The organism is Roseivivax sp., from assembly GCF_054552075.1.
In genome coordinates, this window is sequence record NZ_JBTOLZ010000004.1 from 176,909 (window position 1) to 199,090 (window position 22,182).

Sequence of the window (22,182 nt, forward strand, 5' to 3'; positions counted from 1 at the left end):
CATTATTAACCCGTGACGCGCCGCGTCACTGCCGCGCCGTCAGGAGCGGCGTGATCCGCCGCACCGCCGCGCGGCGGTTCTTGATCTCGGCCTCGGTGGTCGAGACCAGAAGGTCGCTCTCGCCGTAGCCCTGGATCACCAGGTTTTCCGGCGGCACGTCGAAATACTCGGTCAGCGCCAGGGCAACCGATTCCGCCCGCCGGTCGGAGAGCGCGAGGTTGTAGCCCGCGCCGCCCACGGCGTCGGTATGGCCCTCGATCAGGAAGACCTCGCCGGGGTTCTCGGCGATCAGCTCGGAGATGGCGTTGCCCAGCGCGCGCAGCTCCTGGGCCTCTTCGGGCTGGATCACCGCCGAGCCGGTGGCGAAGTTGATCGTGTCGACGTTGATCTCGGGCACCAGTTTGCGCACCGGGTCGATGCTGCGGATCTGGTTGAGAGAGAAGCTGCGCTCCACGCCTTCCGCCTCGATCGCTGCCAGGGCGTTGGCCAGCTGGTCCTCTTCCACGTCGCGGAAGTTGGTCACCCGGCGGTCGCGGGTCTGCGGCAGCTCGTTGACCTCGACCTGCTGGCTGGCGCGGGTGTCGTCGAAGAGCACCACGCTTTCGCCGCTGGGCAGGTTGCGCACCCGGCGCAGCACCCGGCCATCGCGCGAGCGGATGGTCTCGATCTCCGAGCCGTCGCCGCGGGTCACCACGGTGCGGGTCGAGCCGTCGTCGTAGCGGTAGGTGGTCACATCCGAGCCCGGCTGACGCAGCAGCGCGTCGTCGTTGCGCAGCACCCGGTATTGGCCGTCACGCTGGACGACGATGCGGTCGCCGGAGTTCGAGACCACGTCCTCGTTCGGGCGCAGGATGTCGTCGAGGGCCAGCGCGCCGAGCCCCAGGAGCGCCGCGCCGGCGCCGCGCAGGGCCTCGTCGTTGCGGGCGTCCTCGTCGTCGTCCTCTTCCTCGGAGCGCGCCTGGCTTTGCGCCTGGGCGTTGACCTCGGTGTCGAACTCCTCGTTCGAGGAGCGGGCGTTCTCCTCGGTCACGGTCTCTTCGACCACTTCGGCGCCCTCGGTGCCTTCGGCGCTGGCCGCGGCGGCCGAGGCGGCCTCGGCGTCTTCCTCGGAGACGGCATCCGCCTGGGACTGCTGCTCCTCGGGGGTGGGCTCGGCGGCGGCGTCGGCTTCTGCCTCGGCGCCGGCGTCGCCGGGTTCGGCATCGGCTTCGCCGGAGGTCTCTGCCTCACCGGAAGTGTCGGCTTCACCCGAGGTCTGTGCCTCGCCTTCGGCGGGCGCCTCGGTGCTCTCGCCGGTCGGCTCGGCGTTGCCGTCCGTCGGTTCCGCATTGCCTTCGGCATTGCCCTCTGCGGATGCCTCTCCGCCATCGGCGGGCTCGCTTGCGTCAGCGGGCTCATTGCCATCGGCAGGCGCCCCGGCATCGGCGGGTTCGCTGCCCTCGGCGGGTTCGCTGGCCTCAGCCGGTTCGGCACTCTCCGACGCTGCGGGTTCCGCGTTGCCGGTCTCGGCAGGCTCTTCGCTGCCCTCGGAGGCCTGACCTTCGGCCTGGGTCTCGGAGGTTGCAGCCGCGTCGCCTTCAGCGGGGGCGTCGGTCGGTTCGGCGGTCTCACCCGCCCCCTCGGCCGGAGCGGACTGGGCCTCTGCACCGGCATCGCTCTCGGCGGCCTCTGCGGGCGCGTCCTGCGGTTCGGCGTTCGGCTCGGCGTCCTGGGGTTCCGCATCGGCGCCAGCTTCCGCGCCAGCCTCGGCCTCTACGTTGGCCTCACCCTGGGCGGCTTCGGCGGGCGCGTCCTGGGGTTCTTCGGCAGGGGCTTCCTGAGGTTCCGCGCCCGCGTCGGCGGGGGCTTCACCCTGCGGCTCGGCCGGGGTCTCGGCGCCGGGCTCCGTGGGCTCGGCTGGCTCCGTGGGCTCGGCAGGCTCCGTGGGCTCGGCAGGCTCCGTGGGCTCTGCGGGGGTCTCGGGCGTGGCGGGCTCCGCCGGGTCGGCGGGCTCACCCGGCTCTGCGGGGGCGGCCTCGGCGCCTTCCTCGGCCTCGAGCTGGGCGCGCAGGCGCTCCAGCTCGGCGCGGATCTCGGCCTGGGCCTCTTCGTCGTTCTGCACCTCGGGCAGCTCCAGTGCGGCCTCGAGCTCGGCGATCACCTCGGCGGTGGACATGCCGCCCTGCTCCTGGGCGGGCAGCGCCATGGGCATGGCCAGCGCGGCGCTCAGCGCCAGCGCCGTGGTGGTCTTCAGAAAACGCGGTGTCATTCGCAACACTCCTGTCATTCCGCCCCGGCGCGCTTCGCACCGGGACAATCTGGCTCAAAACGCGGCAGGGGCGCCGGGGTTGCGGGGCCCGGCGCGATCGGCGGGAAATTGCCGGATGCGCGGGGATGGAGGGGCTCTGCGGGAGCGCCCAGCGCGGCGGAGCGCGCATGGCGCAAGCGGTTGGGACGCAAGCGGAAATTCTAGGCGGACGGGGTGCGCGGCGGGGCGTTCCACCGCGGTGCGCCGTCGTGTGCAGAGAACAGGGCGCTGCCCCTAGGTCACCCGCTGGATGCCCGCGTGCCCGCCCCGTTCTTGGCCCGCTAGTCTCTCTGTGTCCGGCCCCACAGCGCATCGACGCAGGCACGCCACCCCCAGCCGTCCTGCCGCCCCTTCAGGCCTCGGACAAAGCCCGCATCAGCCGGGTCTTCTCGCCCGGGTCGTCGGGCTGCGAGATCGCCAGCGCCAGGTCCTCCAGCGTCTGCACCGAATGGCCGGCGCGGAAGCTGTCGACATGGGGCAGCATGGCGCGGATGCCCTGGGCCTTGGGCGCAAAACCGTCCCAGCGCAGGAGCGGGTTCAGCCAGATCAGCCGCCGGGCCGAGAGCTTCAGCCGCTCCATCTCGCGCCCGAGCCCGGCCTCGGGGTCGCGGTCGAGCCCGTCGGTGATCAGGAGAACCACCGCCCCCTGCCCCATGACCCGCCGCGACCAGTCGCGGTTGAAGGCGTGCAGGCATTGCCCGATGCGAGTGCCGCCCTCCCAGTCGCGGGCCTCGGAGCCCGCCGCCTTCAGCGCCTGGTCGACGTCGCGGGTGGCGAGATGCCGGGTGATGTTCGTCAGCTCGGTGCCGAAGGTGAAGGCATGCACCCGGGCCCAGCCGTCGCCCTTCTCGTTGGCGACCGCATGCAGGAAGTGCAGCACCATCCGGCTGTATTGGCTCATCGAGCCCGAGATGTCGCACAGGACCACCAGGTTCGGCCATCGCGGCCGGGCGCGGCTGCGCGCGAAGCTCGTGACCTCGCCGCCCTGGCGCATGGCCTTGCGCAGGGTGCGGCCCCAGTCGGCCCGGTGCCCCCGCGGCGAGGCCATGCGCCGGCGCGAGAGGATCGGCTTCACCGGCAGCCGCAGCCGCGCCAGCATGCGCTTGGCCGCGGCGATCTCGGCGGTCGACATCTGTTCGAAGTCGAGGCTGCGCAGGCGCTGTTCCTCCGAGGCGGTCTGCGAGGCGTCGATCTCGATCGGCAGCTCCTCCTCGGGGGGATCGGGCTGGTCCGGCAGCTCGGGCGCGGTGCCTTCCAGCAGCGCCTCGGCGGCGCGTTTCTCGGCGGCCTGGGCGGGCTTGTCCTCCTGCACGCCGCGCACCGCGGGCAGCATCATCGACATCATGTGCTCGAGGTAGCGCGGGTCGCGCCAGTAGAGCCGGAAGATCTGGTGGAAGACCGCCCGGTGCTCGGGCCGCGAGACGAAACAGGCGTGCAGGGTCCAGTAGAAGTCCTGCCGCTCGGTGAAACCCGCGGCCTCGACCGCACGGATCGCGTCGATCACCCGTCCGGTGCCCACCGGCAGCCCGGCCTTCCGCAGCGCGCGGGCGAAATGCACCACGTTCTGGGCAAGCTTGGGGTGATCGGGCAGGTTGAGAGGGGCGTATTCGGGCATCTCAGGCCGGGGGTGTTTGGGTGGTGTGCGGCGCGAGACTGGCGCAGCGCGTCGTGGCTTGGGGCCTGGGGTGGTCCGCCTTGCGCGGCATCCCGGCGTTGCGCGCGCCGGTGTCGGGGAGCGCACGGGGGCTCTGCCCCCGCACCCCCGAGGTATTTGGGCCAAGATGAAGGGCTGGGAGGCGCATCAGGCGAGCTGGGCGCGGGCTTCGTCGAGGATGCGCTTGGCCTCGCCGCCCTCGATCTTTTGGATGTCGTCCTGGTATTTCAGGATCGCCCCGAGGGTGTCCGAGATCACCTCGGGCGAGAGGTCCACCACGTCGAGCGCGAGCAGGCATTTGGCCCAGTCGATGGTCTCGGCGACGCCGGGCTTCTTGAAGATGTCCTCGGTCCTGAGCCGCTGCACGAAGGCCACCACCTGCCGCGAGAGCGTCTCGGCGGCCTCGGGGGCGCGGGCCGAGAGGATCTCCACCTCGCGGTCGAAATCGGGGTAGTCGACCCAGTGGTAGAGGCAGCGCCGCTTCAGCGCGTCATGCACCTCGCGGGTGCGGTTCGAGGTCAGGATCACGATCGGCGGCTCCGGCGCCTTGATGGTGCCAAGCTCGGGGATGGTGACCTGGAAGTCCGAGAGCGCCTCGAGCAGGAAGGCCTCGAAGGGCTCGTCGGTTCGGTCCAGCTCGTCGATGAGCAGGATCGGCGCGCCGCCCTCGTCGGGGCGCATGGCTTCGAGGAGCGGGCGTTCGATCAGGTATTCGGGCCCGAAGAGCTGGGTCTGCAGCGCCGCGCGGTCGGCCCCGCCCGCGGCCTCGGCGGTGCGGATGGCGATCATCTGGGCGGGGAAGTTCCATTCGTAGACCGCCGAGGCGGCGTCGAGCCCCTCGTAGCATTGCAGCCGGATGAGCTTGCGCCCGAGTGCGGCGGAGAGCGCCTTGGCGATCTCGGTCTTGCCGACCCCGGCGGCGCCCTCGAGGAAAAGCGGCCGGCCGAGCTTCAGCGAGAGGAAGACCACGGTGGCCAGCGCCCGCCCGCAGACATAGCCCGTGCCGGACAGGAGCGCCTGGACGTCGTCGATCGAATTGGCGGCAGTCATGGTCTCTCCTTGCGTCGCTTCGGGCCAGAGGGCCTGCTCCGGCGCCGGGAATCAATAGGGCATAGGTCGGAGGGGGTGCGGTGGGATGGAGATGCGGTTTGGGGTGAGCGGTTCGTCGCGGGGACGGACTGCGGGATGGGTTGAGCGGCGTATTGGCGGTGCGGCGTAGAGGCGTTGCAGCCTGGAAGCCTAGAAGGCTAGAAAGCTAGAAGGCTAGAAGGCTAGAAGGCTAGAAGGCTAGAAGCGGGACACTTCATACCCGGACGATTGTCCATAAACCCAACGCCGCTCACCCCGCACCTCTCGCGCCCGAATAGCATCGAAGATGCCGGGCGCGCGCCGGACCGGCCCGATGGGCCGGCGCTCTTGTGGGCGAAGCGCTTAAGTCCCCTCTAGTCCTGACCTTGTTGGGATAAAGCGCTTCGCTCAGAGGTCAGCAGCGCCGGCCCCCGGTCCGGTGCGCGCCCTCTGTTGGTGCATGTTGCAACCGGGGTGTGGCGTGATGTGGAGCGGCGTGCGTGGGGCCGAGAGGAGGAGGTTGTGGCAACCGGGTGGCTGGACGGAATGAAACGGTGAACGCGTCATGTGTTGGGGAACTGCTGGAAGCCTTGCCCGCCCGCCTGCGCCCAGCGCATCGCCTCGTATCACATCGCAGCGCCTCGTCTCCGAGCGCAGTTCAGCGCCGACCACATACCAACCCACAGCACCACGCCACCTCCCACCACCGAGCGCAGTTCAGCGCCGATCACATGCCACCCCACAGCACCACGCCAGCTCCCACCACCGAGCGCAGCCCACCACTGCCCCACCAAGTCCCCCCCACACCCCCCGCAATTGACGCCGCGCGCGGCGCCATGCGAAGCTCTCGCGCAACGAGACGGGCGGGCCTGACCGCCCGCCGCAGAAGGGGCACGAGGGGCCGGGCAGATGAGCCGCGCGGGCAGAGGAGCGCAGTCATGCGGATAACCGCCGTGACCTGCGTGAAGAACGAAGGGCCGTTCCTCTTGGAATGGATCGCGTTCAACCGCCTGATCGGGGTCACCGACTTCCTGGTCTATTCCAACGATTGCACCGATGGCACCGACGCGCTGCTCGACGCGCTGGCCGCGCGCGGCGGGCTCACCCATTTGCCGAACCCCGCCGAGGGGCGCAACTACCAGATGGAGGCGCTCAAGGCCGCGGCCCACCGCCCCGAGGTGCAGGAGGCCGACTGGGTCTGGATCGCCGATGTCGACGAGTTCCTGAACATCCACGCTGGCGACCACAGCATCCCCGCGCTGATCGCGGAGGCCGGCGACCCGCAGGCGATCTCGGTCAGCTTCCAGTTCTTCGCCAATGACGGCGTGGAGAGCTTCGAGGACCGCCCGGTCATCGCGCAGTTCACCCGCAGCCACAATCCCGACCTCTGGTGCGCGGAGACCGCGATCGAGGTGAAGACCCTGACCCGGCGCGACTTCCCGCTGCAATATTACGGCGCGCATCGGCCGTTCTTCCGCAAGGGCCTGCCCGCGCACAAGCGCCCGCGCTGGACCGATGGCGCCGGGCGGGCGGTGCCGGAGAAATTCCTGCTGGCGGCCAATCCCCGCCGCATCCGGCGCTTCCCGGCCCAAGGTGCCCGCAGCCTCGCGACGCTCAACCACTACGCGCTGCGCTCGCTCGACAGCTACCTGGTCAAGAACGACCGGGGCGACGTGAACCGCGCGCACCGGGCCTTCGACGACACCTATTGGCGCGAGCGCAACGACCAGGCCTGGCAGGACCTCTCGATCCAGCGTTACCTGCCGGCGCTCGAAGAGGCATTGGCGGCACTGAAATCCGACCCCGAAATCGGCGCGCTGCATGCCGACTGCGTGGCCCGCCACCGCGCCCGGCGCGACGCGCTCCTGCGGGACCCGGAGTATCGCGCGCTCCGCGACGCGCTGCGGACCGCCCCGGCGCTGCCGCCGGGCGAGGACGAGTTGATCGCCGAACTGGGGCTCACCGCATGAGCCGGCTGCGGGTGATCAACCTCGGGCTGCCAAAATCCGGCACCACGACGCTGGGCAAGGCGCTGGGCCGGGCGGGGCTCCTGGTCGCCGACTGGAAGATCCGTCCCGGCCAGTGCAGCGCGCCCGAGCTGCAGGACCAGCTTGTCGGGCGGCTTCTCTACGAGGATTACTTCGCCACCGGCGACCCGCTGGCGCGCAGCGCCGAGTTCGACGCCTTCTCCGAGATCAGCGCCGTCGGCGGCGGCGAGAGCTTCTGGCCGCAGTTCGACTACGGGCTGCTCATGGCCATCGCAGAACACCACCCGGGCACCCGCTTCCTGCTCTCGCACCGCGCGCCGGGCGCCATCGTGGAGAGCATGATGGCCTGGCGCAATCTCGGCACCGCGCGGCTGCCGAAACACGCGGTCCCGGGGCTGCCTGCCGGTTTCGGCACCGAGCCCGCGCATCTCGAACGCTGGGTGGCGGGGCATTACGCCTACCTGCGGGCGGCCTTCGGCGGGCGGGCGGATTTCCTCGAATACGAGATCACCGACCCGGAGGCGCCCGCGAAGATCGGCGCCTTCCTCGGGCGCGAGCTGCCCTGGTGGGGCCATGCCAACGAACGCAGCGAGGCGGCGCGGTGAGGATCGTGCTGCACATCGGCCCCGAGGCCGGGCCCGCCGACCGGCTGCAGCGGATCTTCGACGCCAAGCGCGCGCAGCTCGCGGGCAAGGGCGTGCTCTACGCGCGCTCGCCCGGGGCGCGGAACCACACGCGGCTTTTCATGGCGGTCTCCGACCCCGAGGCCGTGGACAGCCTGCGCTTCAACCGGGGCTTCACCCTGCCCGAGAAACAGGCCGCGCTCCGCGCCGAGGTCGCCGCCGGGCTCGCCGCAGAGGTGGCGCGGGTCCAGCCCGAGGTGCTGGTGCTCTCCTGCCACCAGCTGGGCTCCGCGCTCGCGCGGCAGAGCGAACGGGCGCGGCTGCAGGCGCTCCTGGCGCCGCTGTCGGAGGACATCACCGTGCTTGCTCAGGTCGACGACCCGGCGCGGATGCTGGCGCGGGCCTATGCGGCGCAGGTGATCGAGGGCCGCGCGCGGCCGCTCGATGCCGATCTGGCGCTTCTGGAAGCGGAAAGCTGGTGGGACGCCGCGCTCGCCGACCGGCCCGCCCCCGCGCCCGAGCGCGGGCGCTTCGCCGAGGTGCAATCGGCGCCCTTCTGGATCGACAGCGCGCGGCTCGTGGCGGAATGGGACGCGGTCTTCGGGAAAGGCGCGACGCGGCTCTGGGGGCTCGATCCCGAGGCGCTCTGGTCCGAGGCGGCGCCCGAGGCGCTGCGCGCCGCGCTGGACCTCGCGCCCGGCTTCGGCAAGGCACAGCCCGCCGCGCCACCCGCGCCCCCGCCCGAGGCCTGGCTGAGCCGCGCGCGGGCCTTCAACGCGCTGGTACTGCGACTGCTGGAGACCCCCGAGACGATCCTCGCCCGCCCGCTCTGGCGCAAGCTCGTGATGGAGATGAAGCTGCCCGGCCCGGGGCTCGACCCCGGCGCGCTGTCCCCGGTCTCGGAGCGTTTCGCGCCGGACCTCGCAAGGCTCGCCGAGGCGCATCCGCTGCTGGCGGGCCCGGCGCTCACCCCGCCGCCCCCCGCGCCGCTTTGGCAGGAGGCCGACCCCGGCTTCGGCTTCCGGGCGACGCAATACCTTCTGGCCGCGCGCTGGCGCATCGAGAAGGCGGCGCGCGAGGAACGGGCGGCCAAGGCGGCGGAGCTCTCCGCGCTTTCCGAAGGGCTGCCTGTCGGTGAGGGGACGAAGGGCATCGCGCCCAGCGCAGCGCCTGCGGGTGGTGGTGACGGCCCCAAGGGATCAGGGACCGCGCCCAGCGCCACGCCTGCGCATGGTGCGGACACCATGAACGGCACCGCGCCCGGCGCATCCGACACCACCAGCCCACTCCCGCCCCTCGCAAGGCAGAAGTTCGTCCAGCTCCAGGGCTCGCCCTTTGCCCCGCACAACCGGCTGGGCGCGGTCGACGAGGAGGCGCTCGCGGCCCCCTATCCGCCCGTCCCGCCCCGCGCCCTGCCCGAGGGCTCCACCGGCCGGGTGATCGTCGGCTGCATGAAGAACGAGGCGCCCTATGTCCTCGAATGGATCGCCCATCACCGGGCCATCGGGGTCGATCACTTCCTGATCTACACCAATGATTGCAGCGACGGCACCGATGACCTCCTCGACCGGCTGGACGCGCTGGGGATCGTCACCCACCGCCGCAACGACGCCTGGAAGGGCAACTCCCCCCAGCAACACGCGCTGAACCAGGCGCTGAAGGAAGAGGTGATCCGCCGCTCGGAGTGGATCATCCACATCGACGTGGACGAGTTCATCAACGTGCGCTGCGGCGACGGGACGCTCGACGCCTTCTTCGCCCGGGCGCCCGAGGCGACCCATGTGGCGATGACCTGGCGGCTCTTCGGCCATTCCGGCGTGGCGCATCTCTCGGACGGGCTCGTCACCGAGGAGTTCGACCAATGCGCCCCGCGCTTCTGCCCCAAGCCGCATACGGTCTGGGGCTACAAGACCATGTCGCGCAACATCGGGGCCTATGCCAAGCTTTCCTGCCACCGGCCCAACAAGCTGGCCGAGGGCGCCGAGGCGCGGGTGCGCTGGGTCAACGGCTCGGGCCAGGACATGACCCAGGAGGCGCTGCGGAACGGCTGGCGGTCCTCGAAAAAATCCATCGGCTACGACCTTCTGCAGCTCAACCACTACGCGCTGCGCTCGGCCGAGAGCTTCCTGATCAAGCGCCAGCGCGGGCGGGCGCTGCATGTCGACCGCTCGATCGGGCTGAACTACTGGATCCGCATGGATTGGTCTGGCGCGCGGGACATCACCATCCAGCGCAACCTGCCGCGGCTCCGGGCCGAACGAGAGAGGCTCCTGGCTGACCCGGCGCTGGCGCGGCTGCATGGCGAAGGGCTCGACTGGCACCGGGCCAAGGCGCGCGAGCTGCACGCCATCCCCGAGTTCGAAGAGCTCTACCAGCGCGCGCTGGGGCTCGAGCTGACCGAGATGGAGCGCGTCGCCTATGCGCTCGCCCTGGACCTGGAGAGCTGATGCCCAAGACCCGCGAGACCATCGAGACCCCGCAGGGGCTGCGCTTTCCCCGCGCCGGTGTGCTGACGCCCGGGCTCGAGAAACGGCTACGCGCGGGCACCTACGAGGCCCGCGAGGCCGAGGCCGTGGGCCGTCTGGTGCGGCGCGGCGACCGGGTGCTGGAGCTGGGCGGCGGCATCGGCTTCATGTCGACGCTCATGGCCACCCGCCGCCCGCTCGAGGCGCTCGAGACCTACGAGGCGAACCCCAGGCTCTTGTCCTACATTCGGCAGGTGCACGCGCTGAACGCAGCCGCCCCCGCCGAGGCGGTCAACGCGGTCCTCAGCACCGGGGCGAAGGGCTCGGTGCCCTTCTACCTGCGCGGCAACCTCCTGGCGTCCTCGCTCGACAGGGGCGTCGACGAAGATCAGATCACCGAGACCTGCGAGGTGCCCCAGCAGCCCATTGCCGAGGTCATCGCGCGACTGCGCCCGACTTTCCTGGTCTGCGACATCGAAGGCGCCGAGGCGCAGCTTCTGCCCGCGGCCGACCTCTCGGGTCTGCGCGCCGCGGTGATCGAGCTGCACCCCCAGTGGATCGGCCAGCCCGGGGTGCAGGCGGTCTTCGACGCCATGGCCCGCGCCGGGCTGAGCTATTTCCCGCGGGTCTCGCAAGGCAAGGTCGTCAGCTTCAAGAGGGACTTCTAAACCGTTGCATATCCTTGGCATTCTCTGCGTCCGCAACGAGGCGGCCTATCTGCTCGACTGGCTCTCCCATGCCCGCGCGGCGGGGATCACCCATGTGCTGGCCTATTCCAACGATTGCGCCGACGGCACCGAGGCCATGCTCGACCGGCTGGCGGAGCTGGGGCATCTCACCCATGTCCACAACCCCGGGCCCTACGACAAGGGCGGCATCCAGTTCACCGCGCTCAAGGACGCCGCGCGGCGGGCCGAGCTGAAGCGCGCCGACTGGATCCTGCCGCTCGACATCGACGAATACGTCAACGTCCACACCGGCGCGGGCACCCTGCCCGATCTGATCGAGGCCCTGCCCGAGGCCACGGCGATCACCCTGACCTGGCGGCTCTTCGGCAATGCCGGAACGGTGCGCTACGAGGACCGCCCCCTGCCCGACCGCTTCACCCGCGCCGCGCCAAGGGTGCTGCACTGGCCCTGGCGCGCGGCGATGTTCAAGACGCTCTACCGCAACGACGGCATCTACCGCGGCCCCGGCGTGCACCGGCCGCGCGGGCCGAAACCCGACCGCATCGCCGAGGCGCGCTGGTTCGACGGCAGCGGACGGGCGCTCGACGCGCAGTTCGCCGAGCGGCGGATCTTCTCGGACTTCGGGCAGGACAACCATGCGCTGGCGCAGCTCAACCACTACCCGCTGGCCTCGATGGAGGAATACGTCCTCAAGGCCGACCGCGGGCGGGCGGTGCATTCCGATCACCTCCTGGGGCTCGACTACTGGGTCGAACGCAACTTCGCCGCCGAGGAGGACCGCAGCCTCGACCGTCTCGCCCCCCGCGCCGCCAATATCCGCGCCGAACTGGCGGATGATCCGACGCTGGCCCGTCTGCACGCGGAGGCCGTCGCCTGGCGCCGCGCGCGTTTCGAGGCGCTCATGCTGCAGGAGCCCTACCGCGCGCTCATGGGGCGGCTCCTCATGGCGCCCCTCAGCCGCGAGGTCAGCGCCGAAAGCGCGCGCACGCTGAAAGCCTATGGCCTCAAGGCGCGCGAATTGGGCCGCGACTAGGCAGCGCCCCCTTTGAATTTCCGCGCAACAGGCGCATTTTGAACAAATTGACGGGCGAATGTCCCGCTTCGAAAGCGTCGCCCGAAGAACGCCCGCGAATGAGGACGAGTGGCCCCATGCCCGAAGGACATCCCTGGAACGTCGAGCTGACCGGTCTCGATTATCCGACCTGGCGGTCGCGGCTCGAGACCGTGGGCGAGGCCCTGGGATTCTTCGAGCCTTTGGGGTCGAAGCACCACGCGCTGTTCCACGAGGAGGGCGACACGCTGCTCGTGAGCTTCGAGAGCTTCGCGGGCATCGGCGCGCTCAGCGAGAGCTGCCGCCCGCTCGGGCTCGAGGTGGCCGAGACCAACGGCTGGTCGCTCCTCTCGGTGGTCTCCAAGAACGACACCTGGTTCCGCGCCGAAGAGGTCTATGCCTTCTTCGACCAGCTCACCGACGACGGCTTCTTCGACGATTTCGACCGGGTGCTCTTCTACGGCGCGGGCCCCTGCGGCTATGCCGCCGCGGCCTATTCGGTCGCCGCGCCGGGCGCGGTGGTGGTGGCGCTGCAGCCGCAGGCGACGCTCGATCCCCGGGTGACCGAATGGGACGAACGCTTCACCGAACAGCGGCGGATGACCTTCACCGACCGCTACGGCTATGCGCCCGACATGATCGAAGGCGCCGAGCGCGGCCATGTGATCTACGACAACCGCGAGCCGCTCGACGCGATGCATGCGGCGCTGTTTCACCGGCCCAACGTGATGCGCCACCGGGTGCCCTTCCTCGGCACCACGCTGCAGGCCGCGCTGATCGAGATGGAGGTGCTGGACGAGATCCTCACCGCCGCCGCCGAGGGCGACCTGACGCGGCTGAGCTTCGCCCGTTTCCTGCGGGCCCGGCGCGACTACGGTCCCTACCTGCGGCGTCTGCTCGCGCGGCTGGAGATGGACCAGCGGCTGGAACTGGTGCGCATCCTCTGCGAGTTCGTGACCGCCCGGAAGACCGCGCCGCGCTTCCGCCGCAGGCTGCGCGCCCTGCGCCGGATCGAGGGCGAGAGCGGCGAAGGCGAGGACCCCGAGGGCTCGGGCCCCGGCGCGCCCGCCGGTCCGGGCGACCCCGAGGTCGCCGCCGCGCGCTGAGAAGCGACCCCGCCTCAGTTCCGCCGCGCGGCGATGGCGGCGCGCAGTTCCTCGTGGAAATACCCCACCAGACCACCGGCGATCAGCGGCAGCGGGTGCTGGTCGGCGCGCAGAACCCAGAGAAGCGCCGAGGCCCCGGCCAGGGCCAGCGCGAAGCCCAGCACCCGGCGCCCGGCCTCGTCAGGCAGGCGCTCCTCGGGCAGGTTGCGCCAGAGGAACTCGGTCAGGCGGGGCAGGAGCGGCTCGACCGCGTAGCCCGCGGCGGCGGCGACAAGCAGGGTCAGGATCATCTTCGGCGCGCCTCCTGGCTGGGGATCTCTGCCCCGGTTGTGCCCGATCCGTCCCGCCCGCTCAATCGCGTTCGCGCGGGCCGGGCATGACGCTGGCGCGGCGGCGGGGCGCGTGCTAACGCCAGCGCCATGAGCACGCTGACCCTCCGCCGCCCCGACGACTGGCACCTGCATCTGCGCGACGGCGCGATGCTGAAGGCCGTCCTGCCCGAAACCTCCCGGCATTTCGCCCGCGCGATCATCATGCCGAACCTGGTGCCCCCGGTGGTCACCGGCGCCGAGGCCGCGGATTACCGCGACCGCATCCTGGCGGCCCTGCCCGAGGGTGCGGAGTTCGAGCCGCTGATGACGCTCTACCTCACCGAGGACACCGACCCCGCCGACGTCCGCGCCGCGCACGACAGCGGGCTGATCAAGGCGGTGAAGCTGTATCCGGCGGGCGCCACGACCAATTCCGCCTCGGGCGTGAAGGATGTCGACCGGGTGCGCGGCACACTCGAGACCATGGCCGAGATCGGCCTGCCGCTCTGCGTGCACGGCGAGGTCACCGACCCCGCGGTCGACATCTTCGACCGCGAGAAGGTCTTCATCGACCAGGTGCTGGCGCCGCTGCGCGAGGCGACCCCGGGGCTGCGGGTGGTCATGGAGCATATCACCACCCGCGACGGCGTGGCCTATGTGCGCGCCGGCGGGCCCGACCTCGCCGCGACGATCACCACGCATCACCTGGTGATCAACCGCAACAACCTGCTCGTCGGCGGCATCCGCCCGCATTACTACTGCCTGCCCGTGGCCAAGCGCGAGATCCACCGCCTGGCGCTGCGCTCGGCGGCCACGAGCGGCGAGAGCTGCTTTTTCCTCGGCACCGACAGCGCCCCGCATGTGGATGCCGCGAAAGAGACCGGCTGCGGCTGCGCGGGCTGTTTCACCGCCACCAACACGCTGTCGATCCTGGCCGAGGTCTTCGAACAGGAGGACGCGCTCGACCGGCTCGAGGCCTTCGCGTCGCTCAACGGGCCGGGCTTCTACGGGCTGCCGCCCAACGAGGCGCGCATCACACTGCAAAAGGGCGAGCCGGTCGACTACCCCGCCAAGATCGAGAGCGGCGACGGGCCGGTGACGGTCTTCGACCCGGGCTTCCCGCTGCATTGGCGGGTGAGCTGAGCTGCACCCTTCCCCCGCCGGAGCTTTCGGGCTAACCGGACGGAAACGCGCGACTTGATACGAGGCCCGACATGATCCCCACGAGCTATCCCGCAGCCGAGGAAATCGCCCGTCTGACCGCGGCGATGCTGCTCGACATCGAGGCGGTGAACTTCAACACGCGCGAGCCCTACACGCTGGCCTCGGGCCTGCCCTCGCCGTCCTACATCGACTGCCGGAAGCTGATCTCCTTCCCGCGCATCCGCGCCACGCTGATGGACTTCCTGACCATGACGGTGATGCGCAACGCCGGGCTCGAGGCCTTCGACAATGTCGCCGGCGGGGAGACGGCGGGCATCCCCTTCGCGGCACTGGTCGCCGAGCGGATGGAACTGCCGATGACCTATGTGCGCAAGAAGCCCAAGGGCTACGGGCGCAACGCGCGAATCGAGGGGGCGATGAGCGAAGGGCAGCGGGTGCTCCTGGTCGAGGACCTGACCACCGACGGCGGCTCGAAGCTCTCCTTCGTCGATGCGATCCGCGAGACCGGGGCGAGCTGCGGGCATACGGCGGTGATCTTCTACTACGACATCTTCCCCGAGACGCCGAAGACCCTGGCCGATCACGGGGTGGAACTGCACCACCTCTGCACCTGGTGGGACGTCTTGGCCGAGGCGCGCCGGCGCGAGGCCTTCGACGCCGAGACCCTGGCCGAGGTCGAGAGCTTCCTGAACGATCCCCGCGCCTGGCAGGCCGCCCGCGCCCAGGGCTGAGGCCCGGGGGGCGGGAACCCGGGACGGGCCGCGGCCCGAGAGGCTCTGAGGGCCTCAGGGGTGGTGTCCGAGACCTGCCCATACCAGCCAACCTCGGAGCGCGTTTTTCACCGCACAGGCAGGAGGCGCCGACACCCCCCGAGGTCCCGACTCCACGCCCGCCCCGGCCTGACAAAACCCCGCTCCGGCCTGTGCCGGAACCGACCACCGACCCGAACCGCTCACCGCGCGGGCCTCGCAGTGACCCGCCGCAAGGCGTGCCGGGTCGCGCCAGGCGGAACGCGATGTTTCCCGGCAGGAAGACGCCAAGACAAAGGCCCCGCTCCGACCAGATGTTGACGCGCCCCCTACCCTGACCGCAAGATGAACCCCAGCCGGGGTTGTCCACAAGCTATCCCCAGAAAGATACAAGTTGATTGAAATGCCGCCGGAATCTATTCCCTCACTCCTGACCGATGTGACCTCCGAGGGGCAGGAATGAACGAGATCACCTCCTTCAACGCCACCGGCGCCGAGATCCAGTCTCCCGACACGATGCCGCATTCCATCGAGGCCGAGCAGCAGCTGCTCGGCGCGGTGCTGACCAACAACGACATCTACGACCGGGTCGCCTCGGTGATCTCGTCGAAGCATTTCTACGACCCGGTGCATGCCCGCATCTTCGAGGTGGCCGCCGCGCGGATCGCCAAGAACAACCTCGCCTCGCCGGTCACCCTCAAGGCCTTCATGCAGGACGACGAGGGCCTGAAGGAACTGGGCGGGCCGAACTACCTGGTGCGGCTTGCGGGCGCGGCGGTCTCGTCCTTCGCGGTGCGCGACTACGCCCAGATGATCTACGACCTGGCAGTGCGCCGCGACCTGATCGGCCTCGGTCGGGAAATCTCGGAGAAGGCCGCCAAGGTCGACGTGGCCTCCGAGCCCAAGGAACAGATCATCGAGGCCGAACAGGCGCTCTACCGGATGGCCGAACAGGGCCAGGCCGAACAGGGTTTCGTCTCCTTCCTGCGCGCGGTCACCGACGCGGTGAACGTCGCCAATGCCGCCTACCAGCGCGACGGCGGGCTGGCGGGCATCTCCACCGGGCTCATCGACCTCGACAAGAAGCTGGGCGGGTTGCACAAGTCGGACCTTCTGATCCTCGCCGGGCGCCCCTCGATGGGCAAGACCTCGCTCGCGACCAACATCGCCTTCAACGTCGCCAAGGCCTACAAGCGCGGCACCCGCCCCGACGGCACCGAAGGCGCGATCGAAGGCGGCGTCGTGGGCTTCTACTCGCTCGAGATGTCGGCCGAACAGCTCGCCGCAAGGATCCTGTCCGAGGCCGCCGAGGTGCCCTCGGAGCAGATCCGCCGCGGCGACATGACCGAAGAGGAATTCCGCCGCTTCGTCGAGGCCGCGAAATCGCTCGAGGCCTGCCCGCTCTACATCGACGACACCGCCGCGATCCCGATCGCCCAGCTCGCCGCCCGGGCGCGGCGGCTGAAGCGGACCCATGGGCTCGACGTGCTGATGGTCGACTACCTGCAGCTGGTGCGCGGCTCGGGCAAGGGCGACAACCGGGTGCAGGAGATCGCCGAGATCTCCATGGGCCTGAAGGCCATCGCCAAGGAACTCGACATCCCGGTGATCGCGCTCTCGCAGCTCTCCCGGACCGTGGAGAGCCGCGACGACAAGCGCCCGCAGCTCTCGGACCTGCGGGAATCGGGCTCGATCGAGCAGGACGCCGACGTGGTGATGTTCGTCTTCCGCGAGGAATATTACGCCGAGCGCGAGAAGCCCTCGGACGACAACCTCGAGAAGATGGCCGAATGGCAGGAGCGCATGGAGCGCCTGCACGCCAAGGCCGAGGTGATCATCGGCAAGCAGCGCCACGGGCCGATCGGCTCGGTGGAACTGTCCTTCGAGGGCCAGTTCACCCGCTTCGGCAACCTGGTGAAGCCCTGGCAGCAGGATCAGGGCGGCTTCTGAGGCGGGGCGCTTCGGTGGAGGTCTGGGCGTTTTTGTTTTTTGCAGGGGCTCTGCCCCTCTTGGCGGCTGGCGCCGCCAATTCACCCCGAGGGTATTTTTGCCAAGCTGAAGGGGGAAGGGGTGCGCGGCCTTGCGGGCGGGGCACCTTGGTGGGTCTCGGTGCGTGCTTGTTTTGGGCCGGGGGTGCGGCTTGGAGGGCGGTGCACCCGGGGTGGTGAAGCTGGGCGCTTGTTGGTGGCGGTGGAGGAGCTGCTTGGTGGGCGGCGCGCCGGGTTGGGCGGCTTTCGGGGGCCCAGGGGCGGTCGCGCCCCCGGGGACGCGGCGGCGCCCGGGAACTGTGGGCCTGTCTGTCGCCGAGAGAGGCGCGGCGTCTTCGGAACGTGTAGGGCGGCAGTCGGACGCGCGTCCCGGCCTCCGGGTGCGGCCCCTGCCCGGGCCGCCAGCGGAATGCTGCGCCGGGCGCGTTCCGGGCGACCTGGCGGGGCAATTTGCGGCTTGACGCTGCGGCCCGCCGTGCCATGACACGGGGCATGCAACCGACCCTGACCATCGACCTCGCCGCGCTCAAGACCAACTGGCGCGATCTCGACCGGCAAAACACCGGGGAAACGGCGGCGGTGGTCAAGGCCAATGCCTATGGGCTGGGCGCCGACCGCGTCGCCCCGGCGCTGGCCGGGGAAGGCGTGCGCAAGTTCTTCGTGGCCCTCGCCGAGGAAGGCGCCGCGCTGCGCCGCATCCTCGGGCCCGGCCCCGAGATCAGCGTCTTCTCGGGCCACATGCCCGGCGATGCCGAGCTGATCCGCGAGGCCGACCTGGTGCCCATGCTGAACAGCATCGACCAGATGCTCCTGCATGTGGAGACCCTGCCCGGCCATCCCTTCGGCGTGCAGCTCGATTCGGGCATGAACCGGCTCGGCATGGAGCCCGCCGAATGGGCCGCGCTGCGCGAGATCGCCCTGGCGCAGAAGCCGCGGCTGGTGATGAGCCACCTGGCCTGCGCCGACGAGCCCGCCCACGAGATGAACCCGCGCCAGCTCAAGAGCTTCCGCGAGATGGCCGCGGGGCTCGAGGCGCCGCTGTCCCTGGCGGCCACGGGCGGCATCCTGCTTGGCCCCGAGTATCACTTCGACCTGGCGCGGCCGGGCATCGGGCTTTACGGCGGACTGCCCTTCATCGACGCGCAGCCGGTGGCCTATCTCGACGTGCCGGTGATCCAGGTCCGCGAGGTCGCCCCCGGCGAAAGCGTGGGCTACGGCAACACCTGGGTGGCCAAGCGCCCGACCCGGGTCGCCACCATCGCCGCGGGTTATGCCGACGGCGTGCTGCGCGGCATGGGGCCCGAGCTTTACGCCTTTGCCGGCGAGACCCGCTGCAAGGTGCTGGGGCGGATCTCCATGGATCTCATCGGCGTCGATGTCACCGAGGCCGAGACCCTGCCCGACCATGTCGAGCTCCTGGGCCGCCACCAGTCGATCGACACGCTGGCCGATGCCGCCGGCAGCATCGGCTACGAGATCCTGACCGCGCTCGGCGCGCGCTACGCGCGGCGCTACACCGGCAGCTGAGATGGAAAACGCCTTCAGCCCCGATCCGCTGCTGCTGACGCTGATCTTCGTGAAGCGCTTCGTCTTCCTCGAGGTGCTCCTGGTGCTGGCGGTGCTGCGCTTCGCGCTGGCCGAAGGGGCGGCGCGGCTTGTCGCGCTGGGGGTGGCGCTTCTCTGCGCGCTGTTCATCCTGGTGAGCTTCGCACCCGCGCTCGGGCTGCAGGGCCTGCCGTTTTACGGCGAGCTCTCGCGGCTCATGGCGGCGGGCCAAGGGCTGCGGCTTCTTTTCGGGCATTCGGCGCTGTTTTTCCTCTCGGCGCTGCTGCCGAGCCGCGCGCGGGGCTGGATCGACCTGGCGCATATGGCGCTTCTGACGGGCTTCCTGGGGCTCTGGGCGGCCACGCTGGCCTGAGTCATTCCCGACGGTTTCCGGCTCAGGGGCAAACGTGGCATTTCCGCCGCATTGTAAAGATGCCTCCCGAACACTGAAATTTTTCTGCATCTTTTTTCGAATTCGGACGTTGTCGGCGTAACATTGCCGATGCGGGCAGTGATTAACGATTCGTTTTTGGGCTCGGGGGCTATTTTCATGAAACCTGCCGCGACGATCGCGTGGGCCATTCGCGTGTCATTTCAATTTCTGACCATGGCCCTTCTCCTGGTCCTGGGTGCCGGCGCGGTGGCCGCCTGCATCGCCGCGGCGGCGGGATATATCGCCTGGCTCGACATGCCGCTGAGTTTCGGCGGCTTCGATTTCCCCCAGGCCGGCATGGCCGCGCAGATCGCCGGGACGGTGCTGATCGTGGGGCTTCTGGCCTATCTGCCGGGAAATGCGCGGGTGCTGGCGCTGGAAAACAGCCACCGCCGCTTTCACCTGACCATGCAGGATGTGACCCGCGCCTATCGGCTGGCCCATGCCGCCGACCGGCAGGGCAATTTCAATCTCAAGTCCGAGTTCGATTCGGTCCGCGAGCGCATCGCCTATCTGCGCGACCACCCCGACCTGGCCGAGCTCGAGGCGCCGGTGATCGAGGTGGCGGCCCAGATGAGCCATCTCTCGCGCGACCTGGCGCGGGTCTATTCCGAGGACGCGGTCACCCGCGCGCGGGATTTCCTGACCCAGCGCCAGAACGAGCTCGAGGATTTCAACCGCCGCCTGGGCGAGGCCAAGGCCATGGCCGTGGAGCTGCGCTCCTGGACCGAGGCGGTGGAGATGGACGAGGCGGTGGCGCAGAGCCAGCTCTCGCGGCTGCGCGAGGAGCTGTCGGCGCTCTTGCCCGAACTGCAGGCGCGCGAGATCGAGGAGATCGCGCCTCTGCCCGAGCGCGCGGCCGTCGCGGGCCCGGCGCACGAGCGCGATTGGCTCGAGGTCTCCGAGGGTTACGGCGAGGACGAGGACACCGAGGGCCCGACCGCGCCGGACATCGTGGCGCTCAATTCGCGGCGCGCGGCGCAATGATCCAGGCGGCTTGTCACGGGGCGGCTGATCGGTGAAAACCGCCGCCATGGCCAAAGCCTCCAAGAGCAATTTCGTCTGCGCCAATTGCGGCAATGTCACCACCAAGTGGTCGGGCCGCTGCGAGGCCTGCGGCGAATGGAATTCCATCCAGGAAGAGGCCCCGCTCGGCACCGGGACGGCCTCCAAGACCATCGGCGCGGCGCGCGGGCGCCGGGTCACGCTGAGCGACCTGGCCGCCGAGGAGGCGCCGCCGCCGCGCACCTCCTCGGGCATCGCGGAGTTCGACCGGGTGCTGGGCGGCGGGCTGGTGCCCGCCTCGGCGATCCTGGTCGGCGGCGATCCGGGCATCGGCAAGTCCACCCTTCTGCTGCAGGCCGCCGCGGCCTTCGCGGCCGAAGGGCTGAAGGTGGTCTATATCTCCGGCGAGGAGGCCTCGGCGCAGATCCGCATGCGGGCGCAACGGCTGGGTCTCGGGGCGGCGCCGGTGATGCTCGGGGCCGAGACCAACCTGCGCGACATCCTCACCACGCTCGAGGCCGAGAAGCCGGACCTGGCGATCATCGACTCGGTGCAGACCATGTGGGCCGATCACGTCGAAAGCGCGCCGGGCTCGGTCAGCCAGGTGCGCGCCGCGGCCCATGAGCTGACCGCCTTCGCCAAGCGGCGGAATACCGCCGTGATCCTGGTCGGCCATGTCACCAAGGAAGGCCAGATCGCGGGCCCTCGCGTGGTCGAGCACATGGTCGACACGGTGCTTTATTTCGAGGGCGAGCGCGGCCACCAGTTCCGCATCCTGCGCGCGGTGAAGAACCGCTTCGGCCCCGCCGACGAGATCGGCGTCTTCGAGATGACCGGCGGCGGGCTGTCGGAGGTGCCGAACCCCTCGGCGCTTTTCCTCTCCGAACGCGGGCAGCCGGCGCCGGGCTCGGTGGTCTTTGCAGGGATCGAGGGCACGCGCCCGGTTCTCTGCGAATTTCAAGCACTTGTGGCGCCGACGCCGCTGGCGCAGCCGCGCCGGACCACGGTCGGCTGGGACGGCGGGCGGCTGGCGATGATCCTCGCCGTGCTCGAGGCGCGCTGCGGCATCCCCTTCGCGGGGCTCGATGTCTACCTCAACGTGGCGGGCGGCATGAAGATCTCGGAGCCCGCCGCCGACCTTGCCGTCGCCGCGGCCCTTCTGTCGGCGCGCGAGGACGCAGGCCTGCCGCCAGAGACGGTGGTTTTCGGCGAAATCAGCCTCTCGGGGGCGCTGCGCCCGGTGTCGCAAACCGAAAACCGGTTGAAAGAGGCGCAGAAACTTGGTTTCTCCGCAGCGATTGCGCCGGAAGGCGGCAAGGCCGTGGACCCGTCCGGGCTGAAGCTGAACCGCATGAGCGATCTCGCAGCCTTCGTCGGTGACGTGTTCGGGGCGGGATAACGCTCGTTAAGACGAGGAAAGAGCAGGCCTATGGAAGGGTTCACCATCATCGACGGCGTCGTGGCGATCGTCATCGTGCTCTCGGCGCTCCTGGCCTATTCGCGCGGTCTCGTGCGCGAGGTCATGGCCATCGCGGGCTGGGTCGCGGCGGCCTTCCTGGCCTTCATCTTCGCCCCGCAGGCGCAGCCCCTGGTCAAGGAACTGCCGGTGATCGGCGAGTTCCTGGCCGACAGCTGCGAATTGTCGATCATCGCGGCCTTCGCGGCGGTCTTCGCGGTGGCGCTGATCGTGGTCTCCTTCTTCACGCCGCTCTTCTCCTCGATCGTGCAGCGCTCGGCGCTCGGCGGGCTCGACCAGGGGCTCGGCTTCCTCTTCGGGGTGGCGCGCGGCATCCTGCTCGTGGCGATTGCCTTCTTCGTCTACGACACGGTGATCACCTCGCAGGACATCGCCATGGTCAACGACAGCCGCGCCGCGGCGGTCTTCTCGCGCTTCACCGACGAGATCGCGAGCCGCAACCCCGACCAGGCGCTCGGCTGGGTCACCCGCCAGTACGAAGAGCTGGTCGGCATCTGCGAGCTGCCCGCGGGCAACGACGCGTAAGCGCGCGGCGGATGCGGGGCGCGCGCAATGCCGCGCCCTGCCCCGGCACCTCCC

At 70.1% G+C, this 22,182-nt stretch carries 18 protein-coding genes; 14 read left to right on the forward strand and 4 right to left on the reverse strand.

What is annotated here, in order from left to right:
* Positions 1-25: 25 nt before the first annotated feature.
* The 3 genes from ACX938_RS04790 to ACX938_RS04800 form a co-directional block, all read right to left on the reverse strand.
* On the reverse strand, positions 26-2,248 hold the full coding sequence (locus ACX938_RS04790) for an OmpA family protein (protein WP_459430179.1): 2,223 nt from the start codon (positions 2,246-2,248) through the stop codon (positions 26-28).
* 391 nt (positions 2,249-2,639) lie between these two features.
* Positions 2,640-3,902: a vWA domain-containing protein gene (locus ACX938_RS04795; RefSeq protein WP_459430180.1), complete on the reverse strand. Its 1,263-nt coding sequence runs from the start codon at positions 3,900-3,902 to the stop codon at positions 2,640-2,642.
* Positions 3,903-4,088: 186 nt separating this feature from the next.
* Complete coding sequence (locus tag ACX938_RS04800; protein ID WP_459430181.1) at positions 4,089-4,991, reverse strand: AAA family ATPase; 903 nt, start codon at positions 4,989-4,991, stop codon at positions 4,089-4,091.
* 956 nt (positions 4,992-5,947) lie between these two features.
* Here ACX938_RS04800 and ACX938_RS04805 point away from each other — a divergent pair.
* The 6 genes from ACX938_RS04805 (at position 5,948) to ACX938_RS04830 (ending at position 12,931) form a co-directional block, all read left to right on the forward strand.
* Positions 5,948-6,979, forward strand: coding sequence for a glycosyltransferase family 2 protein (locus tag ACX938_RS04805; protein ID WP_459430182.1), 1,032 nt, complete (start codon positions 5,948-5,950; stop codon positions 6,977-6,979).
* Positions 6,976-7,602 carry a hypothetical protein gene (locus ACX938_RS04810; RefSeq protein ID WP_459430183.1) on the forward strand — a complete coding sequence of 209 codons (627 nt, stop codon included), beginning with the start codon at positions 6,976-6,978 and terminating at the stop codon, positions 7,600-7,602. Before ACX938_RS04805 ends, ACX938_RS04810 begins: the two co-directional genes overlap by 4 nt.
* On the forward strand, positions 7,599-10,067 hold the full coding sequence (locus ACX938_RS04815; RefSeq protein ID WP_459430184.1) for a glycosyltransferase family 2 protein: 2,469 nt from the start codon (positions 7,599-7,601) through the stop codon (positions 10,065-10,067). The genes ACX938_RS04810 and ACX938_RS04815 overlap by 4 nt, the downstream gene beginning before the upstream one ends.
* Positions 10,067-10,753: an FkbM family methyltransferase gene (locus ACX938_RS04820; protein ID WP_459430185.1), complete on the forward strand. Its 687-nt coding sequence runs from the start codon at positions 10,067-10,069 to the stop codon at positions 10,751-10,753. Before ACX938_RS04815 ends, ACX938_RS04820 begins: the two co-directional genes overlap by 1 nt.
* A gap of 4 nt (positions 10,754-10,757) precedes the next feature.
* A complete protein-coding gene (locus ACX938_RS04825; RefSeq protein WP_459430186.1) occupies positions 10,758-11,807 on the forward strand; it encodes a glycosyltransferase family 2 protein in 1,050 nt (349 codons plus the stop codon).
* 116 nt (positions 11,808-11,923) lie between these two features.
* The gene (locus ACX938_RS04830; RefSeq protein ID WP_459430187.1) at positions 11,924-12,931 is read left to right on the forward strand and encodes a phosphoadenosine phosphosulfate reductase; all 1,008 of its coding nucleotides are present in this window, start codon (positions 11,924-11,926) and stop codon (positions 12,929-12,931) included.
* Positions 12,932-12,945: 14 nt separating this feature from the next.
* Here the strand turns inward: ACX938_RS04830 and ACX938_RS04835 are convergent, their stop codons facing one another.
* Entirely contained in the window at positions 12,946-13,221 is a 276-nt protein-coding gene (locus tag ACX938_RS04835; protein ID WP_459430188.1) for a hypothetical protein, read from the reverse strand.
* Between the two features lie 129 nt (positions 13,222-13,350).
* On the opposite strand from ACX938_RS04835, the gene pyrC reads away from it, so the two are divergent.
* From pyrC to ACX938_RS04875, 8 genes are all read left to right on the forward strand, one after another.
* Positions 13,351-14,385: a dihydroorotase gene (gene pyrC, locus ACX938_RS04840; RefSeq protein ID WP_459430189.1), complete on the forward strand. Its 1,035-nt coding sequence runs from the start codon at positions 13,351-13,353 to the stop codon at positions 14,383-14,385.
* Between the two features lie 71 nt (positions 14,386-14,456).
* Positions 14,457-15,137, forward strand: a complete 681-nt coding sequence (locus ACX938_RS04845) for an orotate phosphoribosyltransferase (protein ID WP_232752669.1) — start codon at positions 14,457-14,459, stop codon at positions 15,135-15,137.
* A 477-nt stretch (positions 15,138-15,614) separates the two neighbouring features.
* Positions 15,615-17,105 carry a replicative DNA helicase gene (locus tag ACX938_RS04850; RefSeq protein WP_232752668.1) on the forward strand — a complete coding sequence of 497 codons (1,491 nt, stop codon included), beginning with the start codon at positions 15,615-15,617 and terminating at the stop codon, positions 17,103-17,105.
* Positions 17,106-17,635: 530 nt separating this feature from the next.
* Positions 17,636-18,670 (forward strand): alanine racemase, encoded by a 1,035-nt coding sequence (alr, locus tag ACX938_RS04855; protein ID WP_459430190.1) that lies wholly within the window; start codon positions 17,636-17,638, stop codon positions 18,668-18,670.
* Position 18,671: 1 nt separating this feature from the next.
* Entirely contained in the window at positions 18,672-19,061 is a 390-nt protein-coding gene (locus ACX938_RS04860) for a hypothetical protein (RefSeq protein ID WP_459430191.1), read from the forward strand.
* Positions 19,062-19,274: 213 nt separating this feature from the next.
* On the forward strand, positions 19,275-20,108 hold the full coding sequence (locus ACX938_RS04865; RefSeq protein WP_459430192.1) for a DNA repair protein: 834 nt from the start codon (positions 19,275-19,277) through the stop codon (positions 20,106-20,108).
* Positions 20,109-20,154: 46 nt separating this feature from the next.
* Positions 20,155-21,525, forward strand: a complete 1,371-nt coding sequence (gene radA, locus ACX938_RS04870; RefSeq protein ID WP_459430193.1) for a DNA repair protein RadA — start codon at positions 20,155-20,157, stop codon at positions 21,523-21,525.
* 30 nt (positions 21,526-21,555) lie between these two features.
* The gene (locus ACX938_RS04875) at positions 21,556-22,128 is read left to right on the forward strand and encodes a CvpA family protein (RefSeq protein ID WP_232752663.1); all 573 of its coding nucleotides are present in this window, start codon (positions 21,556-21,558) and stop codon (positions 22,126-22,128) included.
* Positions 22,129-22,182: the final 54 nt, after the last annotated feature.

Excerpts from the sequence above, each read along its gene's own strand:
- ACX938_RS04790 (WP_459430179.1), bottom strand. The coding sequence starts at position 2,248 with ATGACACCGCGTTTTCTGAAGACCACCACGGCGCTGGCGCTGAGCGCC.
- ACX938_RS04795 (WP_459430180.1), bottom strand. The coding sequence starts at position 3,902 with ATGCCCGAATACGCCCCTCTCAACCTGCCCGATCACCCCAAGCTTGCC.
- ACX938_RS04800 (WP_459430181.1), bottom strand. The coding sequence starts at position 4,991 with ATGACTGCCGCCAATTCGATCGACGACGTCCAGGCGCTCCTGTCCGGC.
- ACX938_RS04805 (WP_459430182.1), top strand. The coding sequence starts at position 5,948 with ATGCGGATAACCGCCGTGACCTGCGTGAAGAACGAAGGGCCGTTCCTC.
- ACX938_RS04810 (WP_459430183.1), top strand. The coding sequence starts at position 6,976 with ATGAGCCGGCTGCGGGTGATCAACCTCGGGCTGCCAAAATCCGGCACC.
- ACX938_RS04820 (WP_459430185.1), top strand. The coding sequence starts at position 10,067 with ATGCCCAAGACCCGCGAGACCATCGAGACCCCGCAGGGGCTGCGCTTT.
- ACX938_RS04830 (WP_459430187.1), top strand. The coding sequence starts at position 11,924 with ATGCCCGAAGGACATCCCTGGAACGTCGAGCTGACCGGTCTCGATTAT.
- ACX938_RS04835 (WP_459430188.1), bottom strand. The coding sequence starts at position 13,221 with ATGATCCTGACCCTGCTTGTCGCCGCCGCCGCGGGCTACGCGGTCGAG.
- pyrC (WP_459430189.1), top strand. The coding sequence starts at position 13,351 with ATGAGCACGCTGACCCTCCGCCGCCCCGACGACTGGCACCTGCATCTG.
- ACX938_RS04845 (WP_232752669.1), top strand. The coding sequence starts at position 14,457 with ATGATCCCCACGAGCTATCCCGCAGCCGAGGAAATCGCCCGTCTGACC.
- ACX938_RS04850 (WP_232752668.1), top strand. The coding sequence starts at position 15,615 with ATGAACGAGATCACCTCCTTCAACGCCACCGGCGCCGAGATCCAGTCT.
- alr (WP_459430190.1), top strand. The coding sequence starts at position 17,636 with ATGCAACCGACCCTGACCATCGACCTCGCCGCGCTCAAGACCAACTGG.
- ACX938_RS04860 (WP_459430191.1), top strand. The coding sequence starts at position 18,672 with ATGGAAAACGCCTTCAGCCCCGATCCGCTGCTGCTGACGCTGATCTTC.
- radA (WP_459430193.1), top strand. The coding sequence starts at position 20,155 with ATGGCCAAAGCCTCCAAGAGCAATTTCGTCTGCGCCAATTGCGGCAAT.
- ACX938_RS04875 (WP_232752663.1), top strand. The coding sequence starts at position 21,556 with ATGGAAGGGTTCACCATCATCGACGGCGTCGTGGCGATCGTCATCGTG.